Origin of the sequence: Pygmaiobacter massiliensis (assembly GCF_900199435.1) — a bacterium.
Lineage (GTDB): Bacteria > Bacillota > Clostridia > Oscillospirales > Ruminococcaceae > Pygmaiobacter > Pygmaiobacter massiliensis.
Genome location: NZ_OAML01000003.1, coordinates 911,518 through 934,028, shown reverse-complemented (window position 1 = coordinate 934,028; position 22,511 = coordinate 911,518). Strand labels below are relative to the sequence as shown.

23 protein-coding genes are annotated in these 22,511 nt (G+C 46.0%); 7 read left to right on the top strand and 16 right to left on the bottom strand.

Annotated elements, in window-relative coordinates:
* Positions 1-7: 7 nt before the first annotated feature.
* Complete coding sequence (locus C1A11_RS08940; protein ID WP_102050134.1) at positions 8-292, top strand: hypothetical protein; 285 nt, start codon at positions 8-10, stop codon at positions 290-292.
* 4 nt (positions 293-296) lie between these two features.
* The gene (locus C1A11_RS13815) at positions 297-446 is read left to right on the top strand and encodes a hypothetical protein (protein WP_180950302.1); all 150 of its coding nucleotides are present in this window, start codon (positions 297-299) and stop codon (positions 444-446) included.
* A 369-nt stretch (positions 447-815) separates the two neighbouring features.
* Here C1A11_RS13815 and C1A11_RS08935 read toward each other — a convergent pair whose 3' ends face one another.
* The gene (locus tag C1A11_RS08935; protein WP_102050133.1) at positions 816-1,934 is read right to left on the bottom strand and encodes a hypothetical protein; all 1,119 of its coding nucleotides are present in this window, start codon (positions 1,932-1,934) and stop codon (positions 816-818) included.
* Positions 1,935-2,230: 296 nt separating this feature from the next.
* Here C1A11_RS08935 and C1A11_RS08930 point away from each other — a divergent pair, with 296 nt between their 5' ends.
* From C1A11_RS08930 to C1A11_RS08915, 4 genes are all read left to right on the top strand, one after another.
* Positions 2,231-3,649, top strand: coding sequence for an MBOAT family O-acyltransferase (locus C1A11_RS08930; RefSeq protein ID WP_242965950.1), 1,419 nt, complete (start codon positions 2,231-2,233; stop codon positions 3,647-3,649).
* A 75-nt stretch (positions 3,650-3,724) separates the two neighbouring features.
* Positions 3,725-5,251 carry an amino acid adenylation domain-containing protein gene (locus C1A11_RS08925; RefSeq protein ID WP_102050131.1) on the top strand — a complete coding sequence of 509 codons (1,527 nt, stop codon included), beginning with the start codon at positions 3,725-3,727 and terminating at the stop codon, positions 5,249-5,251.
* On the top strand, positions 5,248-6,435 hold the full coding sequence (locus C1A11_RS08920; RefSeq protein ID WP_102050130.1) for an alanine racemase: 1,188 nt from the start codon (positions 5,248-5,250) through the stop codon (positions 6,433-6,435). Before C1A11_RS08925 ends, C1A11_RS08920 begins: the two co-directional genes overlap by 4 nt.
* Positions 6,419-6,646 carry an acyl carrier protein gene (locus tag C1A11_RS08915; RefSeq protein ID WP_102050129.1) on the top strand — a complete coding sequence of 76 codons (228 nt, stop codon included), beginning with the start codon at positions 6,419-6,421 and terminating at the stop codon, positions 6,644-6,646. Before C1A11_RS08920 ends, C1A11_RS08915 begins: the two co-directional genes overlap by 17 nt.
* Before the next feature lie 185 nt (positions 6,647-6,831).
* Here the strand turns inward: C1A11_RS08915 and C1A11_RS08910 are convergent, their stop codons facing one another.
* The 13 genes from C1A11_RS08910 to C1A11_RS08850 all read right to left on the bottom strand — a co-directional run bounded on the left by C1A11_RS08910 (position 6,832) and on the right by C1A11_RS08850 (position 20,317).
* Positions 6,832-7,725: a ribokinase gene (locus tag C1A11_RS08910; protein ID WP_102050128.1), complete on the bottom strand. Its 894-nt coding sequence runs from the start codon at positions 7,723-7,725 to the stop codon at positions 6,832-6,834.
* Positions 7,722-8,357 (bottom strand): dihydroxyacetone kinase family protein, encoded by a 636-nt coding sequence (locus C1A11_RS08905; protein WP_102050127.1) that lies wholly within the window; start codon positions 8,355-8,357, stop codon positions 7,722-7,724. The genes C1A11_RS08910 and C1A11_RS08905 overlap by 4 nt, the downstream gene beginning before the upstream one ends.
* Before the next feature lie 30 nt (positions 8,358-8,387).
* Positions 8,388-9,383 (bottom strand): dihydroxyacetone kinase subunit DhaK, encoded by a 996-nt coding sequence (locus C1A11_RS08900; protein WP_102050126.1) that lies wholly within the window; start codon positions 9,381-9,383, stop codon positions 8,388-8,390.
* Between the two features lie 56 nt (positions 9,384-9,439).
* Positions 9,440-10,093 (bottom strand): class II aldolase/adducin family protein, encoded by a 654-nt coding sequence (locus C1A11_RS08895; RefSeq protein WP_102050125.1) that lies wholly within the window; start codon positions 10,091-10,093, stop codon positions 9,440-9,442.
* Between the two features lie 40 nt (positions 10,094-10,133).
* The gene (locus tag C1A11_RS08890; protein ID WP_102050124.1) at positions 10,134-10,577 is read right to left on the bottom strand and encodes an RbsD/FucU family protein; all 444 of its coding nucleotides are present in this window, start codon (positions 10,575-10,577) and stop codon (positions 10,134-10,136) included.
* 4 nt (positions 10,578-10,581) lie between these two features.
* Positions 10,582-11,685 (bottom strand): S-methyl-5-thioribose-1-phosphate isomerase, encoded by a 1,104-nt coding sequence (gene mtnA / locus C1A11_RS08885; protein WP_423242029.1) that lies wholly within the window; start codon positions 11,683-11,685, stop codon positions 10,582-10,584.
* A 40-nt stretch (positions 11,686-11,725) separates the two neighbouring features.
* Positions 11,726-12,952, bottom strand: a complete 1,227-nt coding sequence (mtnK, locus tag C1A11_RS08880) for an S-methyl-5-thioribose kinase (protein ID WP_341458138.1) — start codon at positions 12,950-12,952, stop codon at positions 11,726-11,728.
* A 10-nt stretch (positions 12,953-12,962) separates the two neighbouring features.
* On the bottom strand, positions 12,963-13,952 hold the full coding sequence (locus C1A11_RS08875) for an ABC transporter permease (RefSeq protein WP_102050121.1): 990 nt from the start codon (positions 13,950-13,952) through the stop codon (positions 12,963-12,965).
* 2 nt (positions 13,953-13,954) lie between these two features.
* Positions 13,955-15,511 carry a sugar ABC transporter ATP-binding protein gene (locus tag C1A11_RS08870; protein WP_102050120.1) on the bottom strand — a complete coding sequence of 519 codons (1,557 nt, stop codon included), beginning with the start codon at positions 15,509-15,511 and terminating at the stop codon, positions 13,955-13,957.
* Positions 15,512-15,638: 127 nt separating this feature from the next.
* Positions 15,639-16,820: a substrate-binding domain-containing protein gene (locus C1A11_RS08865; protein WP_102050119.1), complete on the bottom strand. Its 1,182-nt coding sequence runs from the start codon at positions 16,818-16,820 to the stop codon at positions 15,639-15,641.
* Between the two features lie 283 nt (positions 16,821-17,103).
* Positions 17,104-18,111 carry a LacI family DNA-binding transcriptional regulator gene (locus tag C1A11_RS08860; protein WP_102050118.1) on the bottom strand — a complete coding sequence of 336 codons (1,008 nt, stop codon included), beginning with the start codon at positions 18,109-18,111 and terminating at the stop codon, positions 17,104-17,106.
* Positions 18,112-18,353: 242 nt separating this feature from the next.
* Complete coding sequence (locus C1A11_RS08855) at positions 18,354-19,706, bottom strand: MATE family efflux transporter (RefSeq protein WP_102050117.1); 1,353 nt, start codon at positions 19,704-19,706, stop codon at positions 18,354-18,356.
* Positions 19,703-20,317, bottom strand: coding sequence for a GNAT family N-acetyltransferase (locus C1A11_RS08850; RefSeq protein ID WP_145995742.1), 615 nt, complete (start codon positions 20,315-20,317; stop codon positions 19,703-19,705). The genes C1A11_RS08855 and C1A11_RS08850 overlap by 4 nt, the downstream gene beginning before the upstream one ends.
* A 90-nt stretch (positions 20,318-20,407) precedes the next feature.
* Here C1A11_RS08850 and C1A11_RS08845 point away from each other — a divergent pair, with 90 nt between their 5' ends.
* Positions 20,408-21,205, top strand: a complete 798-nt coding sequence (locus C1A11_RS08845; RefSeq protein ID WP_102050115.1) for a MerR family transcriptional regulator — start codon at positions 20,408-20,410, stop codon at positions 21,203-21,205.
* Positions 21,206-21,332: 127 nt separating this feature from the next.
* On the opposite strand, the gene C1A11_RS08840 is transcribed toward C1A11_RS08845, so the two are convergent.
* Together C1A11_RS08840 and C1A11_RS08835 are read right to left on the bottom strand one after the other, a co-directional pair.
* A complete protein-coding gene (locus tag C1A11_RS08840) occupies positions 21,333-22,007 on the bottom strand; it encodes an ABC transporter ATP-binding protein (RefSeq protein ID WP_102050114.1) in 675 nt (224 codons plus the stop codon).
* Positions 22,000-22,509 (bottom strand): hypothetical protein, encoded by a 510-nt coding sequence (locus C1A11_RS08835; RefSeq protein ID WP_102050113.1) that lies wholly within the window; start codon positions 22,507-22,509, stop codon positions 22,000-22,002. The genes C1A11_RS08840 and C1A11_RS08835 overlap by 8 nt, the downstream gene beginning before the upstream one ends.
* Between the last annotated feature and the right edge of the window lie 2 nt (positions 22,510-22,511).

The window sequence follows — 22,511 nt, the reverse complement described above, 5'->3', positions numbered from 1 at the left end:
GCGCTTAATGGACAACACGAAAGACGAACTGTGCCTAAAACCAGGTACAGTGGTTTTCCACGACAGCAACGGCTATGGCCTGCGAAGTGGAGCGCAAATCCCATACGCAAGGGACGAACAGCAGGCCTTAATATTAAAGGCTGTGGAGCAAAACCAGTTTGCGCTGAAGGCACTGATCGACGCTGTCAACAACAGCGGGCCAGGCAAGCTGCAAGAGGGCATAGCCGCAGTAGCGGTAGCAGAGTTTATTCTGAATTTTGAAGCATATTTAAGAAACGGAAGGAAGGAGTAACTCTATGGAAAACACGTTCACCCTGACTATCACCGGCACAGAACACGCCGAGTGGCAAGGGATACTTAAAACAGCAAACGGTTCCGGATCAGAATTTCAAAGCGTTCTAGAACTATTGAAGCTGATACAAAATCAGTTGGGAGAAATAGCATAACAAGCGAGTTCCAGGCGTGCTAATGGCTTTGTGCATGGTGCGAGCCATGGCACCTGCCGCAGCGTTTGCAGCTGATTCGGAACAAGTGCCATGAATCGCTTCACCACTTTTTATCCAGGTTAAGCTATTATCCGTGCTCGTTTATATTGTTTATGCAAACTTTTAAACACATTTGGGTCTTCACATCATAACCTAAATTAAAATAAAATCCCCTGCACTCTTTTGAGATAGTGCAGGGGATTTTATTTTGTCATTCTCTGAAATTTGTTCTACAGTCAATTAGCACTTCTTTTTTCTGAATGAGTTCTGTTATCTTTGTAATGGTGGTACTGGCATCTCAGTGGAAGTAAAAGCACAGCGCGGCTCGCCTTACATCCCAACCTCGAGCACAATCTCCGACACTCGATTTTGGTACAATTTCTCTAGTTTTGCAGCATCGATATATTGGCTGGTTTTCGAATTTTTGTGCAGCATATCTCTTAGCATCAAACAGTACGCAACGTCCGAGCCGTGAAATGCATCTATGAAATTTTCGTCTGTAAGAGAGAGCTTGGACGGGTCGGTGTAATCGTAAAACTCAAATCCTGCATTACGAATCATTTGTCCAACAACGGGGTCAATTTCTTTTAAAAATCCAACATCCTTACGCGTTTTGTAAATTTGCATAGCGCTTTGCGAAAAAGGCGGAGTGTAAGCAATTAAGTGAATTTTATTGCTTTTACAAAAATCAATCAAAGCCTGTACACGTTCCACCGTTTTGGAATAGACATGTTCTCCACCGGCAAACCAGCCCTCTCCTTTACGGATTCGGTCAAGATCCACCGCGGTTCGCTCTGCTCCGGTTTTTTTAGACTGATAGACATCTCCATAATAATATGAGCCGTCTTGCTTAAAGCCAAACCCTTTGGTTTTGGCCAAAACACCAATTTTGTTAGGTTGCCACAACAAATTCCAAAAATGGAATTTGTCTTTGCGCCGATCATCCGCCATTCTTCTGATTAATATGTTAAAACTCTGGTAGTCTTCTTTTTTCAAAAAAGACGGTTCATCGAAGTAGCGCTGATCTTCAACACCCTTTTGAGTGAAAAAGCTTTGGTCCATACAAAGAATGAGTGTTTGGGGAAGGAGCTCTTTGGGAAAATTAAGCAAGGCATTGATATTCGCATCCAGAGAAACGGTAAGCATACCTGCATTATAAAAATTTTCCGGGTGTTTAAAGAAATCTCCTTTAATTTGCAGAGTGCGAGAATCCCCCATCGCAAGTATTTTCGGCTTACGCTGTTTTAACACTTGATATTTATAATGAGAATAATTGTTAGAGTAAGCCGTTCCGTACAAAAATTCTTTGCCCATATGCTGCTGTATTTGCGCTACGCTCGCAGCTCGCAGCAATTCTCCACAAGTTAAAAACGGCAGTACTAAAATGAGTAAAACAAGCACAAATATCAGTAGCCGAAATACACCTTTTTGATTCTCTGTAAACATCATAAAAAAATCCTTTTTCATTTGTACGTTCATCAGTTTTTCATGTCTATATCATACACTTACGCTAAACACAGTGCAAGCCATAGACTGTTGCCCCGAACTATGGTATTGTATAAATTGGTATTTTATGGTAGCGATAAAAGGAGCTTAAAATGTCATTTATGTCTTTACAATTTGCAGCCTTTGTGACGGTTTGTATTGTCGTATATTATTTATTGCCACTAAAGTATCGGTGGCTTGCACTGTTTTTTGCTAATTTTGTGTTTTACCACGCATTTGGAAGACGGCGGTTGGCATGCATGTTGCTGAGTGCGCTGTCTGCATGGCTCTGCGCAATTATTATCGGCCGTGTACATCACGCAGAAAAGCAAGTTTTGTCACAGCAAAAAGAGCGGCTTTCCAAAGAGGATAAAAATCAAATAAAACGCAATTTTAAAAACAACCGTCGTATTATACTCTGGTTGTTTGTATTGCTGAATTTGGGCATGCTGCTTGGATTTAAGTTTTACCCGATGGCCGCTGCTTCTTTCTCGGTGCTGCCAAAGCTAAATTTGCTTGTGCCGGTTGGCATTAGCTTTTATACATTGCAGGTCCTTAGCTATGTTATCGACATCTACAACAAAAAAATCATGCCGGAGAAAAACCCTCTTAAAGTAATTTTGTTCACCATGTATTTTCCTCAAATTATCGAAGGGCCAATCAGCCGATTTGACCAAATCTCTTGGGAACTGTTTAATGGCAACCGCTTTTCCTACGACAATCTTCTTTTGGGCATAGAGCGAGTTCTTTGGGGTCTTTTTAAAAAGCTTGTCATCGCGGATAGGCTTTATATCGCTGTTGCGCATATTTTTGATAATTACACAGAGTATTTTGGCTTTGAGATTTTACTGGGAGCCATTTTATATACTTTCCAACTCTACGCTGATTTCTCGGGTGGCATCGATATTGCTTTGGGCGTTTCTCAAATGTTCGGTGTGGATCTGCCAGAAAACTTTAAAAGTCCCTTTTTCTCTAAAAACATTCCGGAGTTTTGGAGAAGGTGGCACATTACGCTGGGGACCTGGCTACGAGATTACGTATTCTATCCCATCACGTTCAGTAAGCCGCTAAGCAAACTGACGAAGTGGTTATCCAAGCACGTAAACAAATGGGCGGGCAAATGGATTCCTTCTTATCTGGCGCTGCTGATTTTATGGTTTTGCAACGGGTTATGGCATGGTGAAGGATTACAGTATATCGCTTTCGGATTATATCATGGCTTTTTGGTCATCATCGGCATGAGTTTTTCTCCTCTTTCGAAAAAATTGTGTGCGAAACTGCGTATTAATACTGTATCCTGCTCTTGGAAGATTTTTTCGATACTCCGCACTTTTTTACTTGTTTGCATTGGCGAGCTTATCTTTCGTTCTTCCTCTGTCGAGATGGCAGCCGGAATGCTGATAAATATGTTCTCCAAATTCAATCCTTATGCGCTCACCGGGGGCTTTTTATCCTCACTAGGGCTGAATGCATTTGAGATGACAATTGCACTGGTTGCTATCTGTTTTATGATGGTAATTGAACACCGTGCTCAAAAGCAGGATTTATTTGTGTGGGTAAAAAACGCTGAGCTACCTATAAGATGGTGCATTCTGTTTGCCGGCGTTGCTGTAATCGCTTTATTTGGTGCCTACGGCCCTATGTTTGTGCCCGCACCGTTTATCTACTTTCAGTTTTAAAAAGCAGCAGGGCATCGGCTCTGGCCTGCTTCTTACCAGCCGTTGTTTTACCAAGATATAATGGAGATGGGCACAATGAAAACGATATTAGAATATTTAGAGCGGCAGGTCGCAGCGTTTCCTCAAAAAACAGCGTTTGCTGATTTAGACCATAGTGTTACCTTTGCGCAGCTGCAGAAACAGGCGCAGGCGGTGGGCGCGGGGCTATCCTCTCACATCGCCCCGCGCAGCCCCGTAATTTTTTACGGCGAAAAAAGCGCACTATTGCTCAGTGGCTTTCTGGGTTCCGTATATGCTGGCGGCTTTTATGTTTTAATCGACCCCAAACAACCTACTTTGCGTGCCAAGGCAATTTTGGACACCTTGCACGCAACTTGTGTTGTCGCGGAGGAAAAGTACTATGATAAAGCTTGTGAAGTTGGATTTGACTGTGAAGTGCTACAACTGGAAACTTTGCTGCAAACACAGGCCGCCCCTGACCTTTTGTCAAAAATCCGCCAGCAAGCGCTGGATATTGATCCCCTTTATTCGATTTTCACCTCCGGTTCCACCGGCACTCCCAAAGGGGTAGTGGTATCTCACCGCTCGGTAATTGATTTTATCGACACTTTCGTGGCTACTTTTGGAATTTCGCACAGCGATGTTATCGCCAACCAAGCACCTTTTGACTTTGACGTATCCGTAAAAGATATTTACTCCGGGCTTGCTACTGGGGCTTGTGTGCATTTGATTCCTCGCGAGTTTTTTATGCTTCCTACCAAATTGATGGACTTTTTGGAAGAGCGAAAAGCCACCGTGCTGATCTGGGCGGTATCCGCATTGTGCTTTGTTACAACCATGAAGGGGCTGGAATATAAAGTGCCAAAAAGCCTTTCTAAAATTATGTTCAGCGGCGAGGTCATGCCGATAAAACATCTCAAGCTATGGAAGCAATTTCTGCCCGATGCAATGTACGTAAACCTCTATGGTCCCACCGAAATCACCTGCAACTGCATGTATTATATTGTAGACCGAGATTTTGCCGATAACAGTGTTCTGCCGCTTGGGGTTTGTTTTGATAACGAAAAAGTTTTTCTGCTCGACGAGAATCATCAGCCTGTAACCGAACCGGACGTTTTAGGTGAAATCTGTGTGAGCGGAACTGCTTTGGCCCTCGGCTATTTTGGTAATCGCACACGCACAGAGAGCGTCTTTATTCAAAATCCGTTAAATCCATATTATAATGAACAAATTTACTGTACTGGCGATCTTGCTCGATTTGACCATGAGGGGAACCTGTACTATGTGACTCGCAAAGATTTTCAAATCAAACATATGGGTCACCGTATTGAGCTTGGCGAGATTGAAACGGTAATTAACGGGTTGGAGGGCATCAGCCGTGTTTGCTGTCTTTACCTTGAGCAAAAGCAAAAAATTCTTGCATTTTACACCGGCATTGCCGAAAAGCGCGCCATCGTTGCTGCCTTGCGCGGCTTGTTGCCTGCTTATATGCTGCCCTCTGTTTTTATACAACTAGACCAAATGCCAATCACCAAAAATGGTAAGATTGACCGAAAATTTTTGCAAGAAGAATACGAGAAAGGCAGGGAAACGAACGGATGACAGCCTCGATGCTTGCACAGCAATACCCCACCCCCATGTATATTTTCGATACCGATATTCTTCGCGAGCGTATGCATGCCATTCGAGCTTTAACCGGAGAACAAATCAACCTCTGCTTTGCGGTAAAGGCAAATCCTTTTTTAATTCCTGCGATGGCATCACTTTGTGACCGGCTTGAGGTTTGCTCCCCAGGCGAGCTGGAAATTTGCAAATCTATTGGGATTGCTATGGAGCAAGTGGTTTTTTCCGGCGTAAACAAAACAACCGAAGACGTAAAAAACGCCGCCGATTGCGCCGTAGGTATTTTCACCTGCGAAAGCGAAAAGCATTTTGATTTAATTTGTGCGGAAGCGCAAAAGCGCGGTACGGTTTATCCTATACTGCTGCGTTTAACAAATGGTAACCAGTTTGGCATGGACGAAGCTCTGGTTCGAAAATTAATTGCTAAGCGGGACAATTACCCGATGGTCAGCATTAAAGGAATCCATTATTTTACCGGCACCCAGAAAAAAAAGACTGCCGATATTTTGGACGAGCTTACCCTGTTACGTAATTTTTTCGACGCGTTAGAGCAAGACTATAGTTTTGTGGCCGCGCAGCTGGAATATGGTCCTGGACTACCTGTTCCGTATTTTGCAAACGAGGATTTCAGTGATACCTTAGCTCCACTGAAAGCAATTTTGCCCGCCCTGAAGGCATTTGCCAAAACCACCCAAGTCACCATTGAAATGGGACGTTTCTTTGTCGCTTCCTGTGGCAGTTATATTACTCGTGTTGCAGATTTAAAGCGCAACCACTCCACTAATTACTGCATTGTGGACGGCGGTATTCACCACCTAAATTATTTCGGCCAGACCCTTGCAATGAAGCTGCCTGTAATTGCGCATACTGCCCAGCACAAAAGTGGCGCAACTGAAGACTGGGCCATATGCGGCAGTCTTTGCACGACCGCTGACGTCATTGTGCGTAAAGCCCCTTTTGAGAATTTGCAAATTGGCGACCTGCTCACTTTTTATAACACCGGTGCCTATTCTATTACAGAAGCGCCTTACCTGTTTTTAAGCCGCGCTATGCCCACTGTTTTATTGTACTCTGCGCTTTCCGGCCCATGCCTGGCTAGGCCGTTAACGGATACCTACACTTTGAATACCATAAGGAGAACAGAACATGGAAAAACTAATTGAAATTTTGAAGGAAATTAGAGAAGACGTAGATTACACCACCTGCACGACTTTGATTGATGACGGCATTTTCGACTCTTTTGATATTATCCAAACAATCAACGAGTTAAACGAAGCATTTGAAATCGAAATTCCGGCTACCGAAATCATTCCTGAAAACTTCAATTCTGCCCAAACGCTTTGGGACATGATTTGCCGTTTAAGAGAAGAGTAAACTGTGCGATTGGATTGTTTGGTTGACTAATAGAGGCATAGCGAACAATCCGCTCACACTGTCTGTTTTCAAGCAAAAATTAAAAAGCAAAGAGCCCATAGCATTTAACTGCTGCGGGCTCTTTTATTTTTTTATAGGCGTTTTATAAGCTTTTATTTGTGGGCCGTGCTTATCATTGAATGCTATCAATTCCACATTTCCAAAACCTCATCCAGCTTTGGAATAGAGGGTGCAGCGCCTGGCCGGGAAACTGCAATTGCCGCGGCTTTCGCCGCTAGGTCGAGAGAAGCTTTTACGCTTTTGCCTTCCAAAATTGCAGCTAAAAAATACCCGGTAAAGGTATCCCCTGCCGCGGTTGTATCTACCACTTTGGCAGGGTAAATCTCTTGCCATATGGTTTGTTTTGCATCCGCGTAGTAAGCACCCTGTGGGCCCAATGTCAGCACAAAACAAGCGGAAGGGAACTTGCGTTGAAGCAGTGCAAGCATCGTTGCCGGTTCAGTGCCAGTGCCCCCCGTCAGCTCTGCTGCCTCAAGATCATTTAAAACAAACAAGTCTACAAGGCTCAGATTAATCTCAAAAATTTTTTCATCCATAGGGGACGGATTAAGCACAATGCGCATGCCTTTTTCATGGGCTTTTTGCACCAGGTAATGGAGCTCATTGACCTCATTTTGAAGTACCAAAAAATCCTCTGCAGAAAAGTGCGACAGCGTTTCATCTATCTGTTCTCTGGTGATTCTTTGGTTGGCTCCCCCATAGAGTAAAATACAGTTATCGCCTTCTGCATCGTTCTGGATAATGGCGTTTCCCGTCTTGCCCTCTTCCAGTACACGCACGCAGGAAACATTTACCCCGGCAGTTCGCAGCGTTTCCAGCAAGAACAAACCATCTTTGCCAATGCTGCCCGCGTGCCAGACCTTGGCCCCTGCGCTGCCAAGTGCAACCGATTGATTGAGGCCCTTACCACCACTGAATAAAGTGAGTGATTTTGAGGATATCGTCTCTCCTTTTCGCACGAAGTGGTCTACTTGATAGACGTTATCGATATTGAGAGAGCCGAAATTCAAGATTTTCATGCAAGATACCTCGCGAGTCCCTCCAGTAAATATTGGCCTGCCACTGCCCCTTGGTCCGGTACGCCTTGTGCCTTTGCAGCAAACACCGCCGCTTTACCAAACTTAGGAACCATTTGTTTCGTTGCTTCGACGCCTTCGGAGGCACCCTGCACTGCTGCTTTTATAATATCGGCAAGCGTACCGCCCTCAGCGCAGGCCTGCATTGCTTTTTCTGCTGCAGGCTGCATCGCATCTAATATTGTTCGGTCGCCCGGCTGGCATTTTCCACGCTTCTGGATTCCCGAGGCAAATCCTGTTAAAAAGTCCGATAGTTCCTGCGGACCCATTGCGGCTTTTTCTGCTACCGCCTTCCCGCCTTCCATCAACCCGCTCGCCATAAGTGTACCCATGGTAGAGGGAACAAGGCTGGCCATTTTCATGCCGGCTTTGCGCAGCGTTTTTCCAATGTCGTCAGGTTCTTGATTCTCTGCAATCAGCAGCGGAAGTTCCCCAAACCCCTTACACATAGTAAGCCCCAGGTCTCCGTCACCCATTTTAGCATCCATCTCACAAAGCTCTTGTTTTTTCTCTGTAAAAATATCTGCCGCTCCTTTAAAAAAGTCAGACAGCTGTTGACAGCTTATATATTCCAAGGCTCTGAACCTCCTCTCGCATCACACAGTTTAAACCTGTGTGTAGAATGGCGTATGGACGGGCAGATCAATCCATTCCTTCATTTCGTCGTCTGCCATGCGGCATATGGAAATTGACGCACCCGCCATCTCCATACTGGTGGCATACTCCCCTACAAAGGTGCGGTAAATGCGGATGCCCTTTTCATCCAGCAATTGTTTTACACTGCCGGAAAGAATATACAGCTCTTCTTGGCTGGTGGCACCTAGGCCGTTGATTAACACGCAAACTTCTTCGCCTTCCGCAATCGGCATATCTGCCAATATTTCATCCAGCGATTCCTTCGCCAGTTCGTCTGCTGTTTTTACAGGGCCATTCCAGACGCCCGGCTCTCCGTGAATTCCCATGCCAAATGCCATTTCGTTTTCAGCAAGCAAAAAATTAGAGTGCCCCAGCTCCGGAATCACGCAAGGCGTAAGGGCAAACCCGACCGTTCTTGTATTGTCTTTTGCTTTTTGGGCCGCCGCAAGCACTTCTTCCAGCGTTCCCATTGCGGCGGCTTTTGCACCGGCACATTTGTAAAGGAAAAAAATGCCCGCAACGCCTCGGCGCGCCTGGATATTGGAGCTGGAAAGCACATCGTCCGCCCCTACAATGCTTTTTGCCGGAATATCTTCCATATCAAGCATCTCTGCGGCCATATCAAAATTCATAATATCTCCGGTGTAGTTACCGTATAAAAACAGCACACCGGCGCCCGATTCCACTTCTTTTGCCACGTTGTAAATCTGCTCGCTGGCGGGTGATTGAAACACACCGCCAACCCCACAGCCATCCAGCAAATTTTCACCTACATAGCCTAGAAAAAGCGGCAGATGCCCCGTGCCGCCGCCAGTGATAATGGCGACTTTACCAGCTTTTTTGTATCGCGTACAATAGCAGCGCAAATCACCGCTGGCGTATTTCACCAAATCAGGATGCGCAGCATAAATTCCTCGCAGCATGTCATCTGTGTAGTTTTCCGGCGCATTAATCAGTTTCTTCATCCAAACTCCTCCTTCGCCTTTGCAAAAATCGTCTGCCTTGGTGTTCAAAGCTGCGCTTAAAACTTAATCTCCTGCGGATAGGCCCACTTTGCCAGCTCTTCTTCTGAAAGCGGCGGCGGCTCTTCCCCGTTTCGGGCGGCAAGCGCAATATAATACAGCTCCGCCACCTCTTCTATGTATTGCGCTTTGATGAAAGCATCATCAATATCTTCACCAATGGCAATTGCGCCGTGGCTTTCCATCAGGCAGCAATCTGTATTGTGCAGTGTCGCGGCCACCTTTTCTGCAAGGTCTGCTGTGCCTGGCCTGCCATATGGCGCTACCGGAACAGTGCTGCATTTGCCGATGTATGAAAACTCATACACAATCGGCGGAATAGGCTTATTCAGCACCGCAAAAGCCGTAGAATAACGCGCGTGAGTGTGCACCACTGACCGTACATCTTTGCGCTGCCGGTAGATATAAATGTGCATCAGCGTTTCGCTGGAGGGCTTATTTTTGTGATTCCACTCTATCACATTTGCGTCGAGGTCCAGCACGCAAATATCCTCTGGTGTAAGCACCTCCCGCGCAACGCTGCTGGGGGTAACCACCAGATAGCCTGTCGCCGGATCGTAGATACTGAAATTCCCGGATTTGTGCTTACACATACCAAGGCTGTCTGCTTCTCGTGCTACCCGGATAACTTCTTTTTTTAGTTCTTCAAGCATAATTGTCTCCTTTTAGAATCCGCTGCCTTTTGGTTTAGAATTACAGGCAACCTTTCTGCAAAATGATGCAGGCGTAAAAAGCTGTTTCTGTGGTAGATACCACCGCATAAGCATCTTTCGCAGCCTCATAAAAGGCAAATCGGTCCACAAATTTCACAGCACTTTCGCCCCGTTTGTCATGCTCTGCAACAATGGTTTTAAAATCTTCCCACACGGGGCAGACCAAATCTTTATGCAACTCCATTTTATCCATAATGGTGACAGGCTGCGGCACAAACTCATCCAGCGGAAACAGCTGCAAAATGCCGTCTAGCATCTCGGTGGCCCGGTGGCCATCACAGCGGATATTTACATGGTTTTTCGCTTCTGCCACCGCTGCCGCTGGGAAATTCGCATCGCCAATTACAATGGTGTCACCGTGGCCCATTTCGTGCAGTACCTTAAGCAATTCGGGAGAAATACACGCTGGGATTCCTCTCAACATATGCTCACCTCCCCATGCCGAGGGCTTCGAATGCCTTGTCGTAAGGGGCGTGACAGAGTCCTTTTTCGGTAATGATGCCGGTAATAAGGGAATGATCGGTCACATCAAACGCCGGGTTGAATACCTCAATACCGCTGGGGGCCATCCGCTCCTTATACCACATTTCGGTCACCTCGTCGGCATCGCGCATCTCTATGGGTATCTCCTCCCCTGTTGGCGTTGCCAGATCAATGGTGGAGCTGGGTGCACAGACATAGAACGGAATACCATAATGCTTCGCAAGGATAGCAACACCGCTGGTGCCAATTTTATTGGCTGCATCGCCGTTTTGGGCCACGCGGTCACAGCCGACAAAAATCACATCAATCTTTTTCGATTTCATCAGGATGGAAGCCATATTGTCGCACTGCAGCGTCGTTGTAATCCCTGCGTTGTACAGCTCAAAAGAAGTTAGCCTGGCACCCTGCAACAGCGGTCTGGTTTCATCGCAGTAAACGTGCATATCGGTGCCTGCCCAACCTTTTTCAAGCGCTATGTACATAGGTGCTGTGGCTGTGCCATATTTTGCGGTCGCAAGGGTACCGGCATTGCAATGTGTTAAAATGCCGATCTCTTTGCCCTCTTGTTTGAGCTGCTGCAAAAGCCCAAAACCAATTTCACCGATGTTACGGCTAATCTGTACATCCTCTTCCCGAATGGCCTCGGCCTCGGCAAACAGAATCTCTTTGATTTCAGCAACACTTTTGCTGTGACTTGCCTTTACGGTATCTTCCATGCGGTTCAGTGCCCAAAACAGATTGACCGCTGTGGGTCTGGAAGAAGCAAGATACTCTTTGAGCGCGTGAAATTCTTCGTGAAAGCGTTCGTAGCTGTCCGCGTTGATGCGGGAAGCAAGCAAAGCAATTCCATACGCAGCCGCCACACCAATGGCGGGTGCACCGCGCACCTTAAGCTGTTTGATTGCTTCCCAAATCTCCTCTTTACTGCGCAGTTCGATTCTGCGAATGGTGCCGGGCAGCAGCGTCTGGTCAATAATATCCACTGCGCTTTTATCCGCTGCCATACGAACCGTAATCACCTTATTAAAGAAATCATCTACCGTCATCATCATCTATCCCTTCGTTTTTTATTCGTTTTGTCTGCGGCTTTTACAGCGTCTTTTCTGCCGCTTCCTTCGCCTTCGTCACCGCCGCTGCAAAATCAGCACCGGTGCGGAACGAGCTTTGATGCATGATGTAGTCTTTTCCTGCGAAGATGTTAATTCGCTCTGCCAGCAAACGCTTTTGCTCGTCTGCGATACTCGTTACGTCGACAACGTTAGCCATGCCCACTGTTCTGCGGTGCAGCTCTGTGCCAGCGTAGCCAGCCGTATCATTGAGAATGCCTTCCATATACCACTCTTTAAACCCGGAAACTTTAGCCATCGGCTCGGTCACTGCTTCGTCAAACCTCTTGCTGAATTTTTCTATAAACAAATCCATGGTTTTTTCGATGGTTTCTAAAATCCAATCGCAAAACGCGGTTGCACCTGCTGCAAGGCCATTGTCATAAGCAAAAATAAGGTTTGCCACCACGTTGCCCACGTCGTAACCCATTGGGGCGTAGGTGCCAAATTCAGAGTCAAACACCTTCGTGGCATCCTGCCGGATAAAGATGGAACCGGTGTGGAGGTCGCCATGCATTAGCGCCTGCGCGTCGGTCATGAATTTGAATTTCAGCTTTGCCACTTCCAGATGCAGCGCGGGGTCATTGTACAGCTCCCGCTCTATAAAATCAGCATTGGGGACAAACACATTGTTGCGTTGATTGAGGTCGTTGTAAGGCTCCATAAGTACCAGTTTTTCGGTGATATCACAAAGGTCCGGAGAGATGAACTTGCGGATCAGTTCTTTTTTCTCTTTGTGGTCCATCACCAAATCACTGCTGAGCAGCAATGTTTCTACCATAAATGTAGAGATATCGTCTGCAAATCTGGGGAATGTTTCGTGCCGCAGCATTGCGTCACGCATTACCATAAAGTCAGAGCAATCTTCCATGCCGCAGGCGCACATAACCGTATCAAAAAAGTAAATGTGCGGCACCATACCCGGCGCAAATTTATCTTCCAGCATGATGATTTCCGATTCCAGCCGATTGCGGTCTTTTGAGGGTTTCATATCTTTTGAAATGCGGGTTTCGGTACCTGCCTGTTTGATGTAGAGCGAGTGCCCTTTACCATCCCAAATACGGTAAACATAGTTGAGGTTACCGTGAGAATCAGGCACAACAGCTTCCATAGAATCCCTGTCCCAATCAATCTCGGTCGCTTTTTCCAGCGTATATTCAATTACGTCATCCACATTCATCTGAAAATAATGGTCAAAACGAGACATCATCCATTCCTCCTCAATTTTCTTTTTTAGATGCATAAGCCGCGACAAGTGCCAGCGCCAATACTGCGCCTTTTACTGCCGGCAGTACATAGAACGGAACTGCGCAAATGGTAAGGCCATTTTCCAACGTAGAAACCAGCATCGAACCGATCATCGTGCCAAGCGCATTGGGTTTTTCGGCACCACCCACGGTGCGGCCCACAAACACTGCTGCCAGCGATGGCATTAAGTAGTTGTCGCAGCACATAACCTGTGCCGAACTGCCGCGGGAAGCAACCAAAATGCCGCCAATTGCGATAAAAACAGCGGTAAGCATACCCGCCATATAGCGGTATTTCTTTACGTTGATGCCGGAGAGTTTAGCCGCCTCACGGTTGCCGCCCATGGCATACAGATACCGCCCGTGCTTTGTAAAATTCAAAAACAGGTACGCCACCAGCACGCAACCCAGCATGATAATAATAATCCACGGTGCACGGCCGATTGCAGAAAAAGAATTGGAGAGTGTTGTGCGCACCGGCTGGGCACCCCAAGGGGTTCTCATACCGGTAGAAACAGCGCCGCCGCCAATGTACCACTGGCCCAGGCCCTGATGTACAAACATCAGCGCGCAGGTCGCAAGCATATCTGGAATTTTACAAACCAGAATAAGAAACATCGTCAGTTGGTACATCAGCAAGGTAACCAAAATGCAGATGATAATTGACATACCCAGCGACTGCCCAAACCAAAGATAAGCGGACACAAACACATAGGCTGAACAGCTCGCCAGCGTACCGGCCGACATGTCAAAACCGTCCGGTGCCATGGTAATGGTAGCAGCAATGCCAAACACCGTATTAATCGCCATGGCGCGCAAAATATTCACCATATTGCTGCCCGACATAAAGGCACTGCCTTTGACGGCAGAAAACACGATAAAACAGGCAATTAAAGATATCACAGCTGCCCAGTTTACAAGAAATTTCGTTACATTTTTTGCTGCACTTTTTTGTTTAATCATATCTATCTTGTTCCTCCTGTTTTCGCGTTCAGACCTTCGTCGGCTCTGCCGCCAACAGAGTAGTTCATAATTTCGTCTTCTGTGGTATTTGCGGTTTTCAGTTCTGCCATCACTGCGCCGTTGTACATTACATACATGCGGTCAGTCAAAGACAAAAGCTCTGAGTTTTCGCAAGAAGCATAAATCACGCCATTACCCTGTTTTGCAATTTCATTAATCAAGTGGAAGATATCCTGTTTTGCACCCACGTCCACACCTTTGGTGGGCTCATCAAAAATGTACAAATCGCAGTCTGCTGCAAGCCATTTGCCTACGGCCACTTTCTGTTGATTTCCGCCTGAAAGGTTACGCACCATCTGTTTGATGGAAGGTGTAGAAATGCCCAAATTAGCCACATACGTTTTGGCATTTTCATTGACCAGTTTATTATTGATAAAAGAAGCCGTGCAAAATTTTGATAAGCAGTTCGCCGAAAGGTTAAAGCTCACGTTTTCGTTGACCAATACACCTTCTTTGCGGCGCTCTTCCGGCACCAATGCCATTCGCTGCCGCACGGCGTCTGAGGGGTTCGAGATTTTCAGCTCTTTGCCTTTCATCATCGTCTTGCCCTGCGTCTTTTTATAGGCGCCAAAAAGGGTTTTGCAAAGCTCTGACTTACCTGCGCCAACCAGCCCCGCAATACCTACAATTTCACCGCTTTTAACATAGAACGAAACGTCTTTCACCTTGCCGTCTGCACCGGAGAGATGCTCCACCTCAAACAGCGTATCCCCTATGCTGCACTTTTCTTTGGGGAAGTTTTCTTCAAACTTGCGGCCCAGCATCTGTTCCACAATTTCTTTGGTTGTGGTCGACGCATTGACCGGCGCACTGCCAATAAGCTTGCCGTTTCGCATGACTGTGTAATTTTCGCAAATTTCAAGTATCTCGTATAACCTGTGCGAGATAAACAGAATTGCAATGTTTTCAGTTTCATGCAGATGGCGTACTACTCGGAACAGCTCGTTGGTTTCGGTGTTGCTCAAAGGCGCTGTCGGTTCATCCAGAATCAAAAAGCTGCACTTGGCCTGTAAGGCTTTTGCAATCAGCACCATTTGCTTTTGTGCCAGCGACAGTGTCTGCACCAATGCATGCTCATCAATCTGCTCTCGGCTGATGTGTAGCTTATCCAGTGCCGCTCGCCCCTGCTGGTATACCTTGCGCCAGTTTACTATGTATCCGCTTGTGCCCATCAGCATATCGTTTTGGACGATATTCTCCGCAACAGAAAGGGTGGGATACAGCGCGGTGTCGACCTCTTGGTAAACAATCTGGATGCCAAGTTTTTTCGCATCCACAGGGGTGCGCACCTCTACTTTTTCGCCGTTTAGCAGTACTTCTCCGGTGTAAGTGGGGTTTGCGCCGGCAAGCACTTTCATCAGTGTTGATTTTCCTGCTCCATTCGCCCCAACCACTGCGCGTATTTCGCCTGTGGTTACCGAAAAGTTAATATCTTCGAGGGCCTTTACGCCAGGAAATTCTATCGAAACCTGCCTCGTTTCAAGCTTAATTCGATTCATAGATTTCCTCTTTTCCGTCAAAGTGAATTCTAAAAAAAGGAAGCGCCGGGGCAAACCCCGACGCTTCCTTTGTCTGAAGCATTCGCTTTGGATCCTGCCGCTAGAAAGTAAGCGCTGTTGTCGGCGCTTATTTATGGATCAGGTCCTTCGGCATCCATGTCGCTTCGGACAAGTAATCAAGATTGCCATAGGTTTCTCCTGCTATATTTCCAAGGTTCTCTACAGTAGAATCCGTTTTCAGCTCAGTCGCTTTAATGGCAGTGCCCGGAACTTCCACTACGTCCACACCGGTTTTATCGGTTGCGGGGTCATAGATTTTGTCATACTCGCCGGCCAGCTGCAACAACAAAATGCGCATGCCGATCTCGCCGTTCATGGTCCAGTCGGTGGTGCCGGCTGCGGACCAAATATCGGGGCTGGTCTGCATATTGGTTACGTCTACGGGGTCGATATCCACAGAGGCCATCGGCAGTGCATCGCCTTTTTTGCCGTTGAAATTATCGTTCTCGATGATGGCGTTGTAAACACCCTGGCCATACATGTCGTAGTATGCAATAATGCCGTCAACATCTTCGCGTTTTACACTTTGCAGGTAAGCTGCAGTAACGGTGTTTGCCGAGTCAACAGAGTCCTGAAGCGGCTGAATCTCGCCAACCGTTTTGATTTTGCCGGCTTTTTCGTACTCTTCCCAGCCAACTTCGCGGCGATCAAACGGGCTGTTGTAGTTGGGGCCTCTCCAAACTTTGATAAGGCGGACACCCTCGCCGTACTTTTCAATCATCTGATCGAGCAATACAGTAACCAGCGATTTGTCCTGCTGGAACATCTGAGTAACACCGGGGAGTTTCTGGTACTGACCATCGGTGTAGAACTGGGTGTCGAAGGTCACGATTTTCAGCTCCGGGTACTGCTCGGTAATTTCTTTTAGGAAAACATACGAGCCGTCCTGGTTGCCGTGGCTGACAAGCAGTCCGTCGTATCCTGCAGAAGCACAGGTACGGATAGTATCCTGCCACTTATTGAAGTCGCCATCACAGAAGAAGAAGTCGAACTGAACGCCGAGCTCGTCGCACAGTTTTGCGCAGGAGTCCTTCCACATTTGAAAAATCGTTGCAGAAGGAAGCAACATGACATACGCTACTTTTTTGCCCTGTACAGGGTTTGATGCGGGAGCCGCTGCCGAGCTGCCCTGCGGAGCCGCCGAAGGTGCGGCGGCACTGCTGGCTGTGCTGCTACCGCAGCCTGCAAGCAATGAAACCGCCATGGTTGCTGCAAGTACTAAGCTAATAACTTTTCTTGAATTCCTCATAAACGCCTTTTCCTCCTTTGTTTAGTAAACAAGTGTCGAAACATATTTAGTTTCGTTTGGCTAAACAATACAACTGTTTTTCATTGTTGTCAATAACATTTGGTGTAATTTACCGTTTTAACCATAGTATTTACATTTTTTTGGTACATTTGTCCATTCCAATGAGCGTATTTTTCCGTTTTTTCGCCTTTATTTTTTTCAGTTTTGTTTATTAAACAAAAAGATGACCTAAATCCGCTTTTTCGCGTCTTTAAGTCATCTTTTTCAATTTATATTTTTAATTTTAGGTCTCGCGTAGATCCTTTACACTATCCCGCACCACAAGGTGGCCCGTAATTCGTGTTTTAATAGGCGTAAACCGAGAATCTTCCATCAATTGCAACAGCTGAAACACCGATTGACGCCCCATAATATTGCGCTGTACATGCACTGTGGTAAGCGCTGGAGAGCTAATCGAAGCGTACGGAATATCATCAAACCCAATGATAGAAATGTCGTTTGGCACCTTATAGCCCTGCTCTTTCAGTGCTTTCATCACGCCCAAGGCAATCGTATCGTTCTCCGCAAAAAAGCAAGAGGGCAGCTCCGTTTTTTTTGTAAGCATCTTGATAAAATCGTCATGCGCACCAAGCATTGTTGGGGTGACAAGAAACTTCCACCTCTCTTCAAAGCGGAACCCAAACTCCTTCACATACATCTGAAACGCCTTACTGCGAGAGCGAAAGTTTTCCGTATCCGAAATGCTGCCGAGATATCCCATTTCGGTATGTCCGCACTCTTTGCAATACTGCAGTGCCATCCACACGTTCTCATAATTGTTCATGCAAACGCTGTTATATCCATAGTTTGGCACCGTATTATCTACCACCACAAATGGAATGGGAATGCTTTGCAGCGTTTTGTAATTGTCCTCCATAATCTCTGTTGCAATCACAATCATGCCACAGTATTTGGTGTAATCGATGGAGTTTAAGACCGCGCGCAGTTCTGTTTTCGCCACCATCATCGTCATGCCAAGGTGTTCCATGCGCAGCTGCTCTTCAATCGAATCGATAATCATAGAAATAAAGCCCTGGTTTTCTTCTACGAACATACCGCTTTTGCAATATTTCATTAAAAGCACGCTTTTGGATTTGCTGGCCTTCTGAATAGATGGCATATAGTGATAAGTTTCGATGGCCTCAAGCACTTTTTTGCGCGTTTCTTCACTAACGCCCTTTTTTCTATTTAAAACAATGGACACTGTAGCGGGTGAAACATTGATTAATTTGGCCAATTCTCTAATTGTCATAGTTTTTCCCCCACGTTCGTTCTTGTTTGCTAAACTTCATTAAACATAAAAGGCATATTTAGTAATCACGTGTCCACTATATCACTATGTTAAAATCTCGTCAACTATTATGTGTATTAATGAGCTACACTTTTCAAGTGGCAAAAGGCAGGTCTAATAAAATACCTCCCATCTTATTTGGTCTCTATTTAAAAGATCAAAATCATTCAAATAAAATTCTTCATTCTAAAAATCGCTTTTCATCATCCGTTCTTAGTTTTTGTTTTAATATTCTCTCGCATCATCAATCTGCTTTTTTGCCTCGCTAAGCTTTGTTTTAACAACCAGTACCCCAATGCGGATAGTGCCACTTGTGCGAGAAGCATTGCAGCCCAGACGCCGTGAGAGCCTTTCCACCAACAGCAAACCAGCAGAAAAAACGGTGTAACCGCCAGCGGTTCCATATACGTAAGCAGATTTGCTTTTCGGCTTTGGGTAGATGCAAAAAAGAATGGTACTAAAACGCGGTTAAAACCGGTAAACGGAATCATAAGAAATAGACAAATCAGCACGTGTTGCACTGTAATTGCAACTTCGTTAGATGCGTTAAAAAGCCGCGGTATGTGAAAGCGTACTGCATAAATCCCTATAATCAAAAAGCTTGCTACGCATAACATAAACACCATGGCTTTGCGAAAAACTTTATGCACCGCTTTGCCATTGTTGGCGCCCGTGCAGTAACTGATAATCGGCTGAATTCCGTTGCCGATGCCCGTGAATAGAATCTGGATTGCCAGAATTAATTGATTCATCACCGCAAAAGCTGCCAGGGTTGCTGTGCCGCCTGTCCATACACAGGCATAGTTGACGCACATTACCACAATGGAGGGTGCCAACTGAACTCCAAAAGGAGAAAACCCGGTTTTAACAACTTTTTTCAGCAGTTCTTTTTCCGGTTTTAAATATTCTACTTTAGGGCGAGTGCTTTTATCTTTGAGCAAAATCATGGTATAGACAACGGCAGACAGCGCCTGTCCAATTACGGTCGCAAGTGCAGCGCCCAGCGTCCCCATATCAAACACCAGTACAAAGACGCCGTCCAAAATAATGTTTACAACCAGGGCACCAACCATCACCGCCATGGCAAGTACCGATTTACCAGAGTTGATAATTAAATTGCTGAGCCCACTGGAAAACATCTGAAAGCATCCAAAAGTTAAAACAATTTTGAGGTAATCAAACGCCGGCGTAAACACAGCACCTTTTGCCCCCAGCAAATCTACAATTTGCTTACTAAATAACCCACCTGCAAGAAAAAGTATAAGCGAAACTGCTGCTAAAGTAGTAATTGTAGCGCCCCGCGCTTTTTGGACATTTTCTTTTTCTCCATTGCCAGCATAGGTCGACATTAAAATAGAGCCACCCATACCGATGCCCGCTGCCAGCGCGGTAACCAGCGCAGCTACCGGCGCCACAAGGTTAACCGCTGTCAATCCCAAATCACCGGTACCCTGCCCGATAAAAACGCCATCTACAAAGGCAAATGTGCCGCCCAGCAGCACCGTAACCATGCTGGGAATCACATATTTCCAAAACTGATTTTCCATTGGCTTCATTCGGTAATACCCTTTTCATAAACATAAAATTCAAACTGGTGGTCGTGTACTTGATGCATCCGCTGATTTACCCGCACAAATCCTTGATGCTCATAAAAGCCAAAATTGCAGGTGGCATCCGTGTACACATAGACACTTTCGCACTGATACTTGTGACACTCTACTAAAAACTTTTCATAAAGAGCGGTTCCTATATGATGCCCGCGCACCGCAACATGAGTGACAAAAAACACCAGCTCACCATCGTAGCTTTTGCCGGTTTGCGCCAGCATCTCAGTGTCCAGCTTTTCGAAGCCCGAAAACATATCCAAAATAAATTTACCCTCTGAGTACTGGGTCATCTCTTTGTAATATTTCATCAGCTTTTGCTGATAAAGCGCGGTCTGTGCTTTAGGGCCGCGCTCTGTACGCCCCATAATAATGCCGACCGGCAAATTTTGATAGACTGCAACCTGATTAAAATTTTGGCTGCATAAACAGCTATACAAATAAATTTTACCCATTAACAGCGCAACTTCCGGCTTCGCGCTCAGCCGATTATACCCCCAGGTATCTCTTATCATTTCGGCCAGACGAATTTCGTCCTCCGCCATAAAAGTTCTAAATTCCAATTTACTTACCTCCGAAAACTTGTTTTTGTTGAGTGTATAGGGTACTATAAACTATACAGTAACCGTAAAGTCAACAGGAGATTTCAAAAAATGAAACCACAATTATTTACTATTCAGCAATTTGCAGATCTGCACGAAATCGGTAAACGCACGCTGCATTTTTATGATGAAATCGGGCTTTTTTCTCCCGCAATTAAAAAAGAAAACGGATATCGTTATTATTCTCTTGCGCAAGGCGCAATGCTGGAGATGATATTAACCTTAAGAGAACTTGATATGTCGCTGGACGCCATTAAGCAATATATGGAACACCGAACGCCAGAACGTTTTAGCGAGCTGATTGTCGCAAAACAACAAGAACTTAGCAAAAAAATAAAAGACTTAAAAGAAACCAAAAGTCTGCTTTCCGTTAAGCAGGAGCAGCTATGCTATATCGCCGAAGATTTAAACTCTATCGAAATCATCGATTGCAAAAAGAAAAACTATGCCATCACGCCGGTGACCGAAAGCCAAAGCTATGTAGATGCGATGATACAGCACGGCAAATCTCTGCCACACCATTTATTTAATATGGAACTTGGCACCATGAATCATGTGCACAATCTTTACGAGAGGCACTACAATCATACCGATGCCATCTTCTCCAATATGGGCACTTTAAAATGTGCTCATGTTCGGCCCGCTGGGCGGTATCTCCGTGCTTTTCATATCGGAAATTTTGAAGACCTGACCCCCACTTATGAGCGCATCTTGACCTTTTGTAAAAAGCACGAAATCACCCTGGAAGGCTATTCTTACGAAGTTGGCATCAACGATTTATGTGTTATGAGCATTGATGAATTTGTAACGATGATTGAGATAAAAGTTACCGAAGACGTGCCGACATAAAAGTGTGCTAAACGCCACTTTCTACTTTTATCCGCTGTAAATTATCAAATCTTATTTCGATGTAAAAAGCCGCTAAAACACAATGTTTTAGCGGCTTTACTTTTTCAGTTTCAGGTTAAAAAATCTTTCAAGGACATTCCAGTACACCGTCGTTTAATTTCACAAGCCGACTTGCGGCTTTCGCCACGGTTAAATCGTGGGTAATTTGGATGATGGTCTTGCCTTCCTCATTCAGCTCTTGAAACAGCTGCAAGATTTCTTTGCCGGTTGCAGCATCCAAGGCACCGGTGGGTTCATCTGCCAGCAGCAGTGCCGGTTTTGTGACCAGTGCCCGTGCAATCGCAACGCGCTGCTGCTGTCCGCCGGAAAGCTCGTTCGGGCGGTGTGACAGGCGCTCTTGCAACCCAACGCGGCCAATGCTCTCGTCGGCAAGCTGCTGTGCTTCTTCCCGGCCCAGACCGCGAATAAGCAACGGCATCATCACATTTTGCAGCACAGTGTACTGAGGCAGCAGGTGATATTTTTGAAAGATAAACCCGATTTTTTCGTTTCTCAGCACAGCAAGCTGTGCCGGAGTACATTTAGTAACCTCCTGCCCTGCCAGGCAATAGCTACCACTGTCCGGCTGGTCCATACAGCCGATAATGTGCATCAGCGTGGATTTACCCGAACCGGAGGCGCCCAGTACCGAAACAAACTCACCCTCTTGCACAGTAAAGTCTATATCTTTCAGCACATGCAGCCGGTTTTCGCCCATGTGATACTCTTTGTTAATCTTGTGCAGTTTCAGCATGTTATTCATAGAGAAAAACTTCCATTAGGTTGCCTTCAGCGTCTACATAAAAGTTCATCACAGAGCCTTTTTTAATTTCAGACAGCTGTTTTTCGTTGCCCATGGAATCTTTAATTTTCATACCGCCGGGAATCACAAACGATTTCATTTCACCGGTGTACTCTACTTCGACGCGTTGTGCAGCACCGTTTCCACCTGCTCCTGCCTCTGTGCTCGGTACTGTCGTCACCGCGTCAAAGCTACCATCCGCATTTGGCTTGGGGGTTTCTTGCTGCGACACATCGGGCATCTCAGGCTCTTTTGCCAAATTTAGCTCGATTTCATTGCCTGCCACACTGTTTACTTTTCCAAAGTAAGTGGTTGGCATCTCAATGGTTTCACCCGCTTCCGATGAGGAAGTACCGGAAGTAGGGGGCGTGGTGTCGGGCTTAGATTCAGAGCTGCCGCCTGTGCAGCCAACCAAAGCCAGCGAGAGTGAGAGTGAGAGCATAAATACAACTAGTTTTTTCATAA

Excerpts from the sequence above, each read along its gene's own strand:
- mtnK (WP_341458138.1), bottom strand. The coding sequence starts at position 12,952 with ATGATGTCTCGTTTTGACCATTATTTTCAGATGAATGTGGATGACGTA.
- C1A11_RS08920 (WP_102050130.1), top strand. The coding sequence starts at position 5,248 with ATGACAGCCTCGATGCTTGCACAGCAATACCCCACCCCCATGTATATT.
- C1A11_RS08875 (WP_102050121.1), bottom strand. The coding sequence starts at position 13,952 with ATGATTAAACAAAAAAGTGCAGCAAAAAATGTAACGAAATTTCTTGTA.
- C1A11_RS08845 (WP_102050115.1), top strand. The coding sequence starts at position 20,408 with ATGAAACCACAATTATTTACTATTCAGCAATTTGCAGATCTGCACGAA.
- C1A11_RS08935 (WP_102050133.1), bottom strand. The coding sequence starts at position 1,934 with ATGATGTTTACAGAGAATCAAAAAGGTGTATTTCGGCTACTGATATTT.
- C1A11_RS13815 (WP_180950302.1), top strand. The coding sequence starts at position 297 with ATGGAAAACACGTTCACCCTGACTATCACCGGCACAGAACACGCCGAG.
- C1A11_RS08900 (WP_102050126.1), bottom strand. The coding sequence starts at position 9,383 with ATGAAGAAACTGATTAATGCGCCGGAAAACTACACAGATGACATGCTG.
- C1A11_RS08860 (WP_102050118.1), bottom strand. The coding sequence starts at position 18,111 with ATGACAATTAGAGAATTGGCCAAATTAATCAATGTTTCACCCGCTACA.
- C1A11_RS08870 (WP_102050120.1), bottom strand. The coding sequence starts at position 15,511 with ATGAATCGAATTAAGCTTGAAACGAGGCAGGTTTCGATAGAATTTCCT.
- C1A11_RS08835 (WP_102050113.1), bottom strand. The coding sequence starts at position 22,509 with ATGAAAAAACTAGTTGTATTTATGCTCTCACTCTCACTCTCGCTGGCT.
- C1A11_RS08855 (WP_102050117.1), bottom strand. The coding sequence starts at position 19,706 with ATGAAGCCAATGGAAAATCAGTTTTGGAAATATGTGATTCCCAGCATG.
- C1A11_RS08930 (WP_242965950.1), top strand. The coding sequence starts at position 2,231 with ATGTTGCTGAGTGCGCTGTCTGCATGGCTCTGCGCAATTATTATCGGC.
- C1A11_RS08915 (WP_102050129.1), top strand. The coding sequence starts at position 6,419 with ATGGAAAAACTAATTGAAATTTTGAAGGAAATTAGAGAAGACGTAGAT.
- C1A11_RS08925 (WP_102050131.1), top strand. The coding sequence starts at position 3,725 with ATGAAAACGATATTAGAATATTTAGAGCGGCAGGTCGCAGCGTTTCCT.
- C1A11_RS08940 (WP_102050134.1), top strand. The coding sequence starts at position 8 with ATGGACAACACGAAAGACGAACTGTGCCTAAAACCAGGTACAGTGGTT.
- C1A11_RS08840 (WP_102050114.1), bottom strand. The coding sequence starts at position 22,007 with ATGAATAACATGCTGAAACTGCACAAGATTAACAAAGAGTATCACATG.
- mtnA (WP_423242029.1), bottom strand. The coding sequence starts at position 11,685 with ATGATGACGGTAGATGATTTCTTTAATAAGGTGATTACGGTTCGTATG.
- C1A11_RS08890 (WP_102050124.1), bottom strand. The coding sequence starts at position 10,577 with ATGTTGAGAGGAATCCCAGCGTGTATTTCTCCCGAATTGCTTAAGGTA.
- C1A11_RS08910 (WP_102050128.1), bottom strand. The coding sequence starts at position 7,725 with ATGAAAATCTTGAATTTCGGCTCTCTCAATATCGATAACGTCTATCAA.
- C1A11_RS08865 (WP_102050119.1), bottom strand. The coding sequence starts at position 16,820 with ATGAGGAATTCAAGAAAAGTTATTAGCTTAGTACTTGCAGCAACCATG.
- C1A11_RS08895 (WP_102050125.1), bottom strand. The coding sequence starts at position 10,093 with ATGCTTGAAGAACTAAAAAAAGAAGTTATCCGGGTAGCACGAGAAGCA.